Genomic DNA, 12,633 nt, shown 5'->3' with positions numbered 1-12,633 from the left:
GGTCGGGCCCAGGACGCGGGGGAACATGGCGGCCTGGGCGCCGATTCCGGTGGCATCGACGATCAGGGCGGTATAGGCCGTCGGGGCGGCCGGCGGTTGGTCTTGGAGGGGGGCGGGCGCGGCGGCGGCCTTGGGTGCGGCGTGTTGGGCGGGCGGAGCGGCATCAGTGCGCACCACGCGGGTAACGATGGCGACTTTTTGGACCTGGTTCAGGACCAACGGCAGGAGGGTGCTGCTCAGGCCGTTTTGGTCATTGATGGGCATGCGCATCTTGATCTGATAGCTGCCATCCTCGGCCTGACGCAGTTCGACGGTCTCCGCATTGCGGATCAGGCCAGAGACGGCGGTGTTGACGGCGCGGCTCTCGTTAATGAAGTCGCGGGTGGTGGACTCGGCATCGACACGCACCGCCTGTATGGCCTCCAGCAGGCCGGCCATGGCCTCGTCGGTGGCCGCGCGCTTCGCTCGCACCCGTGCCTGAGCCGGGCTGACGGCGTTGGCGGGTGGGACGCCGTCGCCGACGGCGTAGACCATGTTGTGCTCCCAGTCGATGCCGCCGAGCATCTCGTCTTGCAGACTGGAGACTGGCTTGACCATCTGGGTCGGTGCGGCACCCAGGGCCGGCCCTGCCTCGGCAGGGGCGGGGCTGGCGACGGCGGGCGCGGCCTCGCCTGCCTTGGCTGGCACTGGCACTGGGACTGGGGTTGGCGGGTCTGCGGCCCAAGCGCCGAGGGCGAACAGGAGGCCGGCGGGCAGCAGCAGGGCGGAAAGGGTTCGGGCTGGGCGGGTCATGGGGATGCCTCCGGTGGTGTAGGCGATATCGAGGACATGGCGGGGCGGTGCGCCCCGCTCATTTGAGCAATGGACATGAAAGGCCGCGGCCTTGGGACGCGGGTGCGATTTCTCTTGCGGGAGCCGGTTGGACCGGGCGAAGTGGACGGACGAGGCTAGGCCGGATTCCGCGGGGGGGGGGGGGGCAGCCGGAGTGGCGGGTTTGTGACGCCGCGCGGGTCGCTTGGGTCAGTGAGGAGGCAGCGGGAGCACGGACCGGAGAGGGGCAGCCGCCCAGCCGGGCGGGAGTGATGTGCAGATAGCGAAAGGTCGCGCCACCGTGGCGTAACCCACGGGCGCAGGAACTAAAACGGTGCCTAACAGGCGAGCGTTTGCCGCCGATTCCGTACATGCCTGCGATTCCCGCCGGTCGCGTCCTATGCCAAGAGGATCGCCGCACACGCCAGCGACCCGTTATTCTTTGCGCCCGAGCATACTTGAAGTCGCTCGACAGCTGAATGACCTGCGTCACTAATGTTAGCGTCGGCCCCCGGCGGATAGGCTCCGCGGGGGGCCGTGATCTACCTGACATTACTGCCCGAGGGATGTGCCCGTCGCGGTTGCGGGCCGCACCAGACGGCCATTGAGGATCAGCAGAACCGCAAACGCGGCCACTTGCGCCCCGATCAAGACCCAGGGCAGGAATACGATCTGCTCGCCAGACGCCTCCGCGCCCACCGATGCAAGGCCCTGGGTCGCCCACAACAGCGGCGAAAGAAACAGAATGTGGACGACGTTGACGACGAGACTGGCGATGCCGAGCCCAAGCCCTGGCCCGTAGGCAAAGACCGCCAATAGCGCGACCAACAGGGTGAGCCAAGTGCCGGCAAAGGGGATGAACATGGCCAGGATGGCGATGACGAGAGCGGCGATTCCGAGACCTTTTTGCATGACGAATTCCTCACGAGGGGTCCAAAGACCCGGGTTGGGGACGGCGGACGGGCGAGGCAGATCACCGGTCCGGGCGAGCGACGGCGGTATCACCGTCTACCGGATTCATGGTCAAGGAAGGCGCTGGAAATGGGACGCAGCGACGCAGAAGAAGTCGCGCCCGAGGAGGGCCGTCGTCAGTAATCTGGTCGTGCCGATGACATCAGTCGGTCAGTATGATCAGGGCAGGACTGAGCCGGGGGCTGTCGATTCGGGCGCCCGTAACACGCTCGGCGTCAGTCTCGCGCAGCACGATCTCCCCGGGGGCGCGGACGACTGCGGTCGGGCGAATCCACAAGGCGCTGCCGCCTGCCAAGATCCGCGCCTGGCCCGCGAACGGGGTATAGGTGGTGTAGCCGCGTTGTGCGACCCGGTTGGGATCGGCCAGCGCGGGAACCTGGATCGTATGCCCGGTTGGCGTCACAAGCCGCGGAAAGAGGCTCGGCTCGATGGCCAGGTCCCGGGCGTCGATCAAGATTCCGGAGTAGCTTGGGTCTGCGGGAGGGACGGATTCGGGCCGCGCCGAGTCAGGCTGCGGCAGGGACGATGCCAGGCCGGAGAACGGCAGAATCAGGGGCATCAGCCCGCTGCTGCCACTGAGCGGCAGCCGGGCCTCGACCCACAGCAGATCGCCGTTGGGGGCACGCCGGGCAGCGATCTCGCCCGCATTCACCAGCCGTAGCATCCCGCGGCGCAATCCGGGGTTCGCGGTGGCCAGGTCCCGTAGCGCGTGCGATGGGTCAACGTGCAGGCCAAGCAACCCCTCAAGGAGGTTGGATCGCGCCAGGTTTGCCGCCGCGCGAAAGGGCTCTCCTGCGGAGTCGGCGGACGCCGACGCGGTGACCACCGGACCAACGCCGTAGACCCATTGATCGCACCAATCAATGACGTGGGGCAACGTCGGCGACGCGGCCAGCCCGCCTTGGCCAAAGTTGGATCGAGTCTCGCCTGGAGATACCTGACCGCTGATCGTGGCGGTCGGTAGCGGCAGAGTGGCCGCGTAGTCCATCGCGGCCTTCAGTTGCGCGACCAGACTTTCGATGAAAGCGGTGTTTTCGTGCTCGCTATCCGAGAAATTCCCCGCTGTCCCGGTTTGCGATGCTGCCTGTCGGCGGCCATTGTCGGTCGCGAGGCCGTTACAGGCCCGTCCGAAGTCGCGTGCATCGGCAATCAGGTCCCACCACGCTGACTGGGTCTCGCGCTCGTGACCCCAAGTGCGCCAACCGTCGGCGCCCCCGGACGTCCGCTCGCTCCCGGGGGGCGGCGTAACCCCACGGACGGTCCCGAGCAATACCTGCGAACGCTGGCGCCCTTCGGCAAGACCTCGTAGTTGCGTTGCCTTTGCGCCGAGGTCCGTGCAAGCTTGCGCGGACGTGTTGCCTTGTGGCTTGATCGGCTCAGTGACCTTGTTGGCCCAAACGCGGACGGTGGGTGGATGGATCAACATCCAGTACGCGGGCGCCAACCCCAGGACGATCCCGAAGATGAGTCCCCGCCTGAACCAGGGGCTCGGCCGCGGGTCAGGGACGCGACTTGGGATGCGCGAAAGATCGTTGGGGTTCATGTCCGATCCACCGAGAATTCACGACCATGATTCAACCGAGCGTTGCGGAGCCAGGCACTTGGAAAGTCCGTTAGTCTATCAGGGGATGGAGCGGTGGGAGATGCTGCGGCTGGTCCGCAGGTTGTGCCTCGCGCACAAGGATGACTTGTTGGCGGCGCTGTGCCCGGCGGGCGACGGCTTGGTCAGCACCCTTGACCGGTGGTTCGGCGCCCTGCGGCAGTGCTTGGAGGGGACGATCCGGGCCACGGGAAACCGCGATGGCCGTGAGGCCATGGCGATGGCCCTGTTGCGGGACGCGGACGGGTGCGGGGCCGCGGTGGCGCCATCCTTGGCGGAGTTATGCCGGGCCTGGCGGTTGGATCTGGAGTCGCGGGTCGATTCGGTGCTCTGGAATACCTTGAGCCAGTTTCTCAAACGCAAGATGGATGAGTTGGACGGGTACGCCGGCGGGCATGGGACCCATGTGCTCCAGGCGCGTCGGCGCTTGGAGCGGATGGCGAAGGATCTGACCCAACGCAAGGCCGCGGCGAGCCCACCGAGCCGCTACGGCAGTCTAGCGGAGCTGGCCGCGGATATGGCGTTGGAGGTCCGCCGATCGAACCTTACGAAGCAGTTGCCGGCGACGCCGACCAAGATCCTGGAGTACCTCTACGAATCGCAGGCCGCGACCGCCGTCACCGAGGACCCCTGGGATGAGACACTGATGCTCGGGGAGATCTGCTCGCCGGAGACCTGGATCCAACTCGAACAATGCCTGGCCCTCCTCCCCAAGGACTTACATGAGGCGATGTCCATTGCCCTTGGCCTCTCGGACGAGCCGGTATTCCTCAACGACGACGCCTATTTTCGGCACTATGGCGTCGGCCGGGAGGCCATGCGCAAACGGGCGGCGAAGGCGCGAAACAGGCTGCTTGCGTGTCTTTGCGGCGATGAGGCGGACGCTAAGGAGTGATTTTTGATGAAACCACGCGCACAACTCACCAGGATCTTGGCCTGGACCCTCAAGGGCCAAGCGGAGCCGGTCGCCTTCGCCGAACCAAACCCGGAGCCAACCGTGGAGCGGACGGCCGAGGTATTGTCCGGCCGTCGGGGATTCGATGATCGAGAGCGCGCCGCCTTGCTGCGATCACCAGCGGCACGCGACCGACTGAGGTTTCTCGCCGAGGTACGGCGCGCCGAGCAGATCTTGCAGTGGAAGGAGTCGGCGGCGGATGACGGCCTGATGCTACAGGCGGCGGCCGGCGGCCCCATCGAGCCGGTGACCCTATCCAATCAGGATTTCACGCTCACGCTGCTGCCGCTGGACCCCGCGGGCCAAGAGTGGATGCTGCACCTGAGGCTCGCTGCCCGGCTGGTTGCCGGGTTTGCCGGTTCGCCGCTGCGGGTGCGAGACGAGCAAGGGGCGACTTGGCTTCAGGGGTCCCCGGACGCGGATGGAGAGTTGAGTGCGCCTTGGTTGCTCGGTGGCTCCCCGGTCGATCGATTGGCAACAAGCCGCCTCGTCATCGAGCCTGCTTGACACCGTTGCGCCCAGCACCAATGCAGCAGTCCGAGGTCTTTTTCCCAACCTGTGGTCCGACGCCCCGCATGAACCGCGTCCAGGTCGTTGCCTATCCCGATCGCCGCAACGGGATGCGCAGTTGCGCATCCGACAGGAAGCTGGCGCAAGTCAAGCGTGTCCTGAGTTATAGCCGCGACGGGGAGGGCATCGAGTCCTTGGATACCGACGTAGTCATTCGGCTGGACGACGACGACTTCGACGGCCTGTCCTTTGGACTGGCTCTTGCTTTGGCGGACAAGCGTGCAAGATTTTCAATGGAGGCTGTCTCAGAACTCACGCTCTGCGCGACAGGGATCATTAACAATAAGGGAAAAATAGGGGCGGTTGATCGTTTCCCGGACAAGGTTGCCCTCGCGATCACATTTCTTCCCAAAGACTCAATTTTTGTCTACCCGCAGGCAAATCGCACGGACGATGCCAATGGTTTAGACCGACTGGCGAAAGGGGGGGTCAAGCTCGTTTGTGCGGAAGACTTGTCTTATCTGGTCAAATTGTGGGAGCAGCCTGATCGAGCAACGAATCCTGAATCAAATAGGCGCTGGCATCCATGGGGCGAGTTTACGTTCGGAGTCCTGGTCGGCGTTGTTATTCCGGTTTCAATCGTCTTCGCGTACTTTACGGTTTTTGGGTCTTGACGATGCTCCCCTCGGGCAAGGTTGCTTGATCGAGTTCATTGCCGGGCTGCGTTTGGATATCCGGGAGGTCACTCAATGACCGTGCGCGAGCACAACAAAGGCGTCCCCTGGACGGCGCCCGTCCGCAACTTACCCGAGTCGTGCAGGTTTCCTCCAGGTCAGACCGCGTGACGACTGGTCTTACCGACTCGCGAGCGGTTAGGCGCAGGTGGATAGCTTCGCCGCAGTGATCCGCGCTTATGGGGCCTGGACAACCCCTCTATACCGAGGGGCTTGGGTAATCGGGTAGTTGTAGCGCTATGTCCGACAGGACGTTCTGGCACGAAATGATAAATGTACTTAACCGCAGCCTCCTGGTCGCTGTGCGCATAGCCAACAAGGTGGCTAAGCCGATCTCCGCTAGCACCGACCCGCACCGCGGGCACTTATACCCACATGCGTGACAAGAGTCACGAGACTGCACGGTCAAAGAACCTTCGGACTCGCAGCAGTCCCTCACCTCGCCAACCGCAAAGAAACCCCCTTGTTCACAATCAACTCCACCGCCCGTCCTGCATCGACCTCCAGCACCGGAAAGGTCTGCTCCGCCATCTCCATGTAGTAATCCGCCAACCGATCCATGGCACCACCCACCCCACCAGCCGCCCCTGCCGCCGCGGCCTGGGGCGTGAACATCGACTGGAATTGCATCTGGGTGCCCCCGGTGCTGATCGGGATGCTCGGGACCTGGGTGAAGACCTTGGCAAACGACGTCAGGAACCCGGCCTGCAGCGCCTTGGCAAGCAACGCACCCTGTTTGCTGACCAGTCGGCCGCGCACGCCCACCTTGCCGTCCTCGCCCACCGCGTAGGCGTCGAGCGGGACTTCGATCACGCCGCCGTCGGTGCGCACGCAGGTCAGGGTCTCGCTGCGCAGCAGGGCGCGTTCCGACCCCAGGTCGCCAAAGCCGCCGACGATGACGAAGCACTCTTTCACGTCGGCGCGGAAGCGGTTGGGGAGGATGGCGTCGTGCTTGATGCGCAGCAGCGCCGGGGTCGGGTCTTTGCGGGCACCTTGCCCGGTTGGGGCGTCCAGGCCATTGAGCAGGACACCGCTGAGGATGGCGCCGGCGGGGATGAAGAGGGCGTCCTGCGGCGGGGTGGCTGCCGGTGTCCTGTCCTCCGGGGCCGGGGCACTGACGACGCGAATCTCCAGCGGGCGGGCCGGGGGGCGTGGGGCACCGGACGCCGGGAGGACGGGCGCGCTGGGCGGCGTGAACAACTGGTCGAGGGGGCGCTCAGCACGCGGCGGGGCGATCGGAGCCACGGGGGGCGGCGGGGTCGATGTTGGCTCGTTGATCCGCGCCGCGGGCGGTGGAGTCGGTGGCGCGGTGTGCTTGGCCGCAGTCACCTGACGCTGGAGCGCATCGAGTTGCACCTTCAGTGCGTCGAGTTCCTGACGACGCGGCTCATCCACGGTGTCGGTGAGCGCAGCGGCCTCCGGCGGTGTCGCGGCGGCCTTGGCCGCCTGTTGGGCAACAGCATCCAGGTGGCGCTCCATCCGTTCCAATCGGGCGGCCAGGCCCTCGATGCCCAGCGACCGGGGATCGGTGTCGGTCAGGAGGTTGCGGACCAGTGTCTCCTGCGGACTGGCCACCGGTTGGCGCGGCGCGGCGGTGAGGACCGCGATGGCGGCGATGCCGAACAGCAGAGCGACCCCGGCACCCCAGGTCACCGCGCGCTGGACATCGGGGGACAGTGACGCCCAGCGGGCACTCAGGTGCATCACTGGGGTTTACCGAGCGGATCGGCCGCGACGGCGCCCGCATGGAGCACCAGAAAGATCTCTGTTTCCTGGCCCGGTGCCAGGGTCTTGAGCGGCCAGGCGCCGACCGCGGCGACGCTGTGCTTGTCCACGGCGCAGGCGGATGCGTTGGCCGGGATGGTCCCTGCCCCGCCATTGCGGACCCCGACCGTGAGGACGCTGGCGGTCAGTCCTTGCGTCAGTTGGGTGTTGGTGATCTTGAGTCCGGGGGCGCATCGGGCCTTGAGGCCCCCGCCCTTCTGCACCTGGTAGCCGGCCGGCAGGCGGCGTTGGGCCATCGCCCGCAGCAGATCGGCGATCGTTTCGACATAGGGTTGGTTGCCGCCGAGCCCGCTCGGCAGACCTGGCAACACTGTTGGCGGGCCGACGGTCTCGGGGGCCGTGCCGGCGATCGCGTTGCCGCTGCCCCGGTAGCCCGGAACAGTGAGGCGGATTTCGCGCGGCGGGATCGCGCGCGGGGCCAGGGTCAGGGACAGCGCCAGGTCGCTGCTCGGGCCATCGCCGATGTAGAGGGCCACGGGTTCTTCGGTCGCAGTGGCCACGTAGACCACGCGGCCGTTGACACTGGTGCTCGCCGGGGAGACGGTATGGACCACCGGATTCTGGAAGGGGGTGACGATGCGGTTCAAGTGATCGATGGCAATCTCGACCAAGGCCGTGGTGCCTGGGGGTACGCTCACACTGCGCGGCCCGAGTTCCAGTGCGGCCGGCATGACCTGCCCCGGTCCCCGACCGACCTTGAGGAAACCGCCGTTGCCGGCCGGGACGGTCCCCGGCCCGCCGATCCGGCGAATGGCCGGTCCACCGCCTTGAGGGGGAGCCCAGGCGGCAGGGGGCGCGGTGCGCGGTGCGTCGGTGCGAACATCGAGCAGATCACAGGAGACCCGCGGGGTCGCGCCTGCGGCATCGGGTTCGGGGTCGGCGGCGGACCCTGGTCCGGCGGCCGCGAGCAAGAGCATCAGCGCCATCGGCAACGGTCGCAGCGTCATGGGGCCTCCCCAGGGTTCGGCCCGGTGCGCGGGGCCCCCGGATAGACATCCAGGTAGACCACCACCGGGCGGTAATTCTTGAATTCGATGCGCAGGGCATAGGTGCGCTCGGCATTGACCGGCTTGGCCGCCGGGCCGCTGGTGATGTGGGTGCCGGTGACGAACAGGGTGCCGGTCGCCGGGTCATGGCTGATCGCGCGCGGCTGAAAGGAGAGACTGACCTTCTCGCGGCGGATTTCGCCGATTTGGGTCTCCAGGACTTGCAGGATGTCCTGGCGCAAGGACGGCGCGAGCAGGGGGTCGAGCGCCTTGGTGAGGAACTCGGCATTGGTCGGGCTGACGTTGCCGAGCAGTTCCGCCACGAACAACGCCCAGGCCTCCTTGACCTCCTGACTGGCCGACGAGCGGGCGACCGTGACCTCCCCTTCGAGGACCGGCGGGACCAGGACGACGGTACGCTCGGTCTGGTTGAGCGTGATCGCGAGCGCCATGTTGGCGCCGATCAGCAGCAGGATGACGATGCGGTTGACGCGGTTCTCCAGCGTCAGGCCGTTCCAGGTCGCCAGGAAGCGGTCCAGGGTCACGGCAGCCACCGGCGGGCGAAGGGGTTCGGGGTGGTGCGTCCGCGCAGCGGCAGCAGACCATGCCAGTAGAGGAAATGCAGCGCATAGCCGTCCGGCCGCCGCTCTCGAAACTTTGTATAGAGGCGCACCAGGAGCACGCCCAAGAGGAGCAGTTGGAACAGGGTGCGCGGACTGCCGGTGAGGATGCCCACCACCAGGGTCAGGACGATCGGTGCCAGGTCGTCGACCCGCCACAGCAGGAGTAGCGGTGGGTCGTCGATGGATTTGGGGATGTCGAGGGCGTCGGCCATGGACGGCAGTGTGCCGCGGGTAGGCCGGCGGGGACGAGTGGCCAAGGTGGGAGTTTTCTGGCGGAATGCGGGAGACTGGCGGAACTGATCCCCGTCATCGGCCCCAGGCGTCGGTGGCCCGCCCCGAACGAGCGGGCTTGGTCAGTCGCGAGGATGCCGAGCGGGGCGCCCGCCGCCGAACACCGTGATAGCCGCTTCCGCGTCCGCCGCGCCGATACGACGCAGGGTGCGCGTCGCGGGATCGAGGCAGGTGGCCGCGAGGACGTGCAGATCGGTCCCGGCGAGCCCGCGGTAGCGCCGCATGACGACCTCAGTATCGCCCTGCGCCTTCAATTGTTCGGCAACCGCCCGCAGTTCCTGTTCGGACCGAACATGGTGCTCGACGTACCGGGGATGCCCGACCGACCCGACCACCAAGGTCGCCAGCGGCGCCTGCGCGATACCTACCCGCCCAGCATCGAGCAAAGGTCGCATCCAGCGGTAAAAGAACATGGAGACCAGCGCACCGCAGTGGATGCCGTCGGGGTCCGGGTCCATGAGCAGGATCACCCGATCATACCGCAGGGCCTGGAGATCGAACCTATCACCCAGACCCGTACCAAGCGCCTGCGTGAGCGCCGCGAACCACGGATTGGCCACGACCTTCTGCGCGGTCGCGCGGACCGTGTTGAGCGGCTTGCCTTGCATCGGCAGCACCGCCTGGTAATCCGCGTTGCGCATCCGGCTCACCGCGCCCGCAGCCGAATCGCCTTCGACGACATAGAATTCTGCACCGGAGCCAAGGCCGTGGTGGGTGCAGTCGTCGAGCTTGATTGGGAGCCGAGGGAACATGGGGGAGAATCCTGTCACTGGGGCGAATCCGGCGGGGAGGCCAGGCAGTTCGTGGTGGTCCCGAACCACCGCCAGTCCAACGGACGGCGGGCGGGTGCAACCGCGCTTTGCCATAACCTCCAAGTGTCTGCGCTTGACCCGCTAGACCGTGTAGGCGCAGGGTCCTCGCACCTTAAGGTGTCGAGCATTGTGCACCAACCCGGGGCTCATCCCATGAGCCCGCCGCCAGGCTGGCTGAGGCACACCGCGAATCGCCTGCGCGGCGACGTTGCCCATGCTCAGGTAAGCGCCCGGAATGTGATGATCATGATCGACGGCCTTGATCTTGCGGAAGCGGTCAGATCGGCCTGCTTGCAGGCCGCGTTGGACGCCTATGAGCAGGCTGGTGTGAGCGGTCTGTGCGGCGAGGGGCGCTGGGAGATCGCGGTGCAAGCGATCAGAAATCTCGACTTGGTCCAAGTGATCGAGAAACATCGCCGGTCCCAAGATCGGCGGCAGTAAACATTCTATGAGCGGAAAGACAGACATGCAGACGAGGACCCGCGACGATATTGACGGGTCGCGCCTTAGCGGCTCTTGCCAGCGGCGACCCGGCTAATGCAGCGGTTCGCGGCACTCAAACGGCTTTCGAACGAACATCACCGCGGCTTGGTCATCGCCCGCCGGGCGCGGGAGCCGCAAGATGACCCGGCGGGTGCATGGGTCGAGTTGCGGAGAAGATTCGCCGACGCGTTGGAACCTCACTTCCAACGCGAGGAGCACGGACTGTTACGAGCGATGCAGGACGCAGGGGAGCGGACGCTGGTCGAACGCACGGCCGAACACCGCGCAATGCGCGTCATGATCAATGCGGGCGGTCCCGACGACTTGGCCGCATTCGCCAAGATGCTCGCCGATCACATCCGCTTTGAGGAGAGCGAACTCTTCGAGACCGCCCAACGGGTTCTCGCACCGGACGCGCTGGCGGCCCTCCAGGACCTTCATGATCGCCAGGCCAGCCCTGCGTGCGGTCCGCGCAAGGCGGGCACAGCGTCGCCCGGTTGAGGCCCCGCGTTGGCTGATCCCCAAGTAACGGTTCAGGCCGTCGCCGTGGAGTGGGTGTCGACAACCCGCGCGATGACGGGTCACAAGCGACCAGGCGCCGTTGTCCGCGTGTGACCAGTCAGTGGCCTTCGCTGCCGATGGTTCCCGCTCGCTGCGCCCGCGGGTCGGACACCGACCAGACCGCCCCCGATTAGGGAATCCGCGCCAGAATTAGCCGGCACAGCGGCGACATCTGGGTTGGCGACGGTTACCCAACGGTCCGAGCCAGGAGTGCAAGGCGCAAGTGATCCAGGTCGGTGATCGGCTCTGGCAGCGGGACTCGCCGCAGCGCGTCCCCCCGGGCGAGATCCAAGCCCCAGGGATCGACACCCACGATGCGGATCGGATCGGCAGTCGGCCGATCGGCCGGGTCCGGCCACACAGCGTCGCTCACGCCCTGTGCGGTCTGGATCAGGGCCAATTCCTGCGCCTCGTCGAACGGAGAGACGCGCAAAATGCGCGTGCTGTCGAGCCAGCGCGCGGTGCCGAATCCGCCGTTGACGTGGAACCGGCGGGGGATCAGTCGATAGAGGCGGAAATTGAGTTGCTCAAAATACCTGCGACTCGATGGATAGTAGCGAAACCAGCGGCGGTGGCTGGCCGCATCGGCTGGATTTACCTCCTGGCAATCCGCGGTACAGCCCAGACGCAGGCTCTGCTGAACGTCGCCTTCGGTCGCCTGCACCACGGACAGACCGCACCGGGCGTCTGCGCTCAGATTCTTGGTGTGCTGGGCCAGGTGGCTCAAGAGCAGCAGCGGGTTGCCGCACGCGTCCAAGCAATAGGGAACGGCGGAGGCGAAGGGGTAGCCGGGGTCCGCGAGCGAGTGGGTGGCGATGACCGCCTGAAAACGCCCCGCCCAGAGCTGGCAAGCGTCGTCGAAGCGTTCGTCGCGACTCGCGGCGATCGGGGTCGATTCCGGCACGGCGTTCCTCCTCGATGGCGTTCAGCAGGCGGTGGCAAGACCGCGGGCGGGCACGAATCCCCTCGATTGCGGCGGGCGACGACGCTTCCACGCCACGGGGTTGCAGCCCCACCGGCGGACGAACAGCCTCATTGAGAGGCAATCACAGGGGTCCTCGTCCAGGTCGATGCGGCGGCGACAGCGATACGTTAAGGCGGATCACACTGATCGCCCATCGAAGCGCTCGACGGGTAGTGCAGAAAGGTCGATGTCCTCCAGGCAGCGCACGTTGATCGCGGCCATCGCGGTGCCATCAGCGTTGCTGCCTTCACCGAAGGGATGGATGCCGCAGACCTGGCAGAACCGGTGCTTGATCGTCCCCTCGCCAAAGGTGTAGGTGCTCAGGTTCGCCTCCGGTGTCAGCAGACGCAGGCGATCGCGTGGCACGAACCACAACAGCGCGCCCTTGCGGGCACAAATGGAGCAGTTGCAGTCCATCACGGATGTCGGCTCTCCATCGACTTCGAAGGCGATACGGCCGCAATGGCAACTGCCCTTGTGGGTCATTTTGGCGGTCTCCTCTGTCGTTGTTACCAGGTTCTTCTGCGATCGGCCCTGTGTACGAGCC

The 12,633-nt window shown here is 66.2% G+C and carries 14 protein-coding genes and 1 pseudogene; 5 read left to right on the top strand and 10 right to left on the bottom strand.

The window, feature by feature from the left end; all coding sequences use genetic code 11:
• The 3 genes and pseudogenes from QZY03_RS12590 to QZY03_RS12580 all read right to left on the bottom strand — a co-directional run.
• A pseudogene (locus tag QZY03_RS12590) lies at positions 1–792 on the bottom strand (hypothetical protein); the annotation flags it as partial.
• Between the two features lie 570 nt (positions 793–1,362).
• Positions 1,363–1,722 carry a hypothetical protein gene (locus QZY03_RS12585; protein WP_295581504.1) on the bottom strand — a complete coding sequence of 120 codons (360 nt, stop codon included), beginning with the start codon at positions 1,720–1,722 and terminating at the stop codon, positions 1,363–1,365.
• 202 nt (positions 1,723–1,924) lie between these two features.
• Positions 1,925–3,325, bottom strand: coding sequence for a hypothetical protein (locus QZY03_RS12580; RefSeq protein WP_295581502.1), 1,401 nt, complete (start codon positions 3,323–3,325; stop codon positions 1,925–1,927).
• A 58-nt stretch (positions 3,326–3,383) separates the two neighbouring features.
• Between QZY03_RS12580 and QZY03_RS12575 the strand changes: the two genes are divergently transcribed.
• The 3 genes from QZY03_RS12575 (at position 3,384) to QZY03_RS12565 (ending at position 5,521) form a co-directional block, all read left to right on the top strand.
• The gene (locus QZY03_RS12575; RefSeq protein WP_295581500.1) at positions 3,384–4,277 is read left to right on the top strand and encodes a hypothetical protein; all 894 of its coding nucleotides are present in this window, start codon (positions 3,384–3,386) and stop codon (positions 4,275–4,277) included.
• 6 nt (positions 4,278–4,283) lie between these two features.
• Entirely contained in the window at positions 4,284–4,844 is a 561-nt protein-coding gene (locus QZY03_RS12570) for a hypothetical protein (protein WP_295581499.1), read from the top strand.
• 68 nt (positions 4,845–4,912) lie between these two features.
• A complete protein-coding gene (locus QZY03_RS12565; RefSeq protein WP_295581497.1) occupies positions 4,913–5,521 on the top strand; it encodes a hypothetical protein in 609 nt (202 codons plus the stop codon).
• Positions 5,522–6,016: 495 nt separating this feature from the next.
• Here QZY03_RS12565 and QZY03_RS12560 read toward each other — a convergent pair whose 3' ends face one another.
• From QZY03_RS12560 to QZY03_RS12540, 5 genes are all read right to left on the bottom strand, one after another.
• Positions 6,017–7,285, bottom strand: a complete 1,269-nt coding sequence (locus tag QZY03_RS12560; protein ID WP_295581495.1) for a TraB/VirB10 family protein — start codon at positions 7,283–7,285, stop codon at positions 6,017–6,019.
• A complete protein-coding gene (locus QZY03_RS12555; RefSeq protein WP_295581493.1) occupies positions 7,285–8,313 on the bottom strand; it encodes a type-F conjugative transfer system secretin TraK in 1,029 nt (342 codons plus the stop codon). Before QZY03_RS12555 ends, QZY03_RS12560 begins: the two co-directional genes overlap by 1 nt.
• Positions 8,310–8,897, bottom strand: coding sequence for a TraE/TraK family type IV conjugative transfer system protein (locus QZY03_RS12550; protein WP_295581491.1), 588 nt, complete (start codon positions 8,895–8,897; stop codon positions 8,310–8,312). The genes QZY03_RS12555 and QZY03_RS12550 overlap by 4 nt, the downstream gene beginning before the upstream one ends.
• Positions 8,894–9,187: a type IV conjugative transfer system protein TraL gene (gene traL, locus QZY03_RS12545; protein WP_295581506.1), complete on the bottom strand. Its 294-nt coding sequence runs from the start codon at positions 9,185–9,187 to the stop codon at positions 8,894–8,896. The genes QZY03_RS12550 and traL overlap by 4 nt, the downstream gene beginning before the upstream one ends.
• 141 nt (positions 9,188–9,328) lie before the next feature.
• Positions 9,329–10,018 (bottom strand): toprim domain-containing protein, encoded by a 690-nt coding sequence (locus QZY03_RS12540; RefSeq protein WP_295581489.1) that lies wholly within the window; start codon positions 10,016–10,018, stop codon positions 9,329–9,331.
• Positions 10,019–10,231: 213 nt separating this feature from the next.
• Between QZY03_RS12540 and QZY03_RS12535 the strand changes: the two genes are divergently transcribed.
• Both QZY03_RS12535 and QZY03_RS12530 read left to right on the top strand, forming a co-directional pair.
• The gene (locus QZY03_RS12535) at positions 10,232–10,519 is read left to right on the top strand and encodes a hypothetical protein (RefSeq protein ID WP_295581487.1); all 288 of its coding nucleotides are present in this window, start codon (positions 10,232–10,234) and stop codon (positions 10,517–10,519) included.
• 96 nt (positions 10,520–10,615) lie between these two features.
• Positions 10,616–11,062, top strand: a complete 447-nt coding sequence (locus tag QZY03_RS12530; protein ID WP_295581485.1) for a hemerythrin domain-containing protein — start codon at positions 10,616–10,618, stop codon at positions 11,060–11,062.
• Between the two features lie 247 nt (positions 11,063–11,309).
• On the opposite strand, the gene QZY03_RS12525 is transcribed toward QZY03_RS12530, so the two are convergent.
• Positions 11,310–12,026, bottom strand: a complete 717-nt coding sequence (locus QZY03_RS12525) for a HugZ family protein (protein WP_295581483.1) — start codon at positions 12,024–12,026, stop codon at positions 11,310–11,312.
• Positions 12,027–12,224: 198 nt separating this feature from the next.
• Positions 12,225–12,572 carry a GFA family protein gene (locus QZY03_RS12520; RefSeq protein ID WP_295581481.1) on the bottom strand — a complete coding sequence of 116 codons (348 nt, stop codon included), beginning with the start codon at positions 12,570–12,572 and terminating at the stop codon, positions 12,225–12,227.
• Positions 12,573–12,633 lie beyond the last annotated feature (61 nt).

The sequence above is a fragment of the uncultured Lamprocystis sp. genome, assembly GCF_903933125.1.
GTDB lineage: Bacteria > Pseudomonadota > Gammaproteobacteria > Chromatiales > Chromatiaceae > Thiodictyon.
The sequence above is the reverse complement of the archived record's forward strand: the minus strand, read 5'-3'. Positions and strand labels throughout refer to the sequence as shown.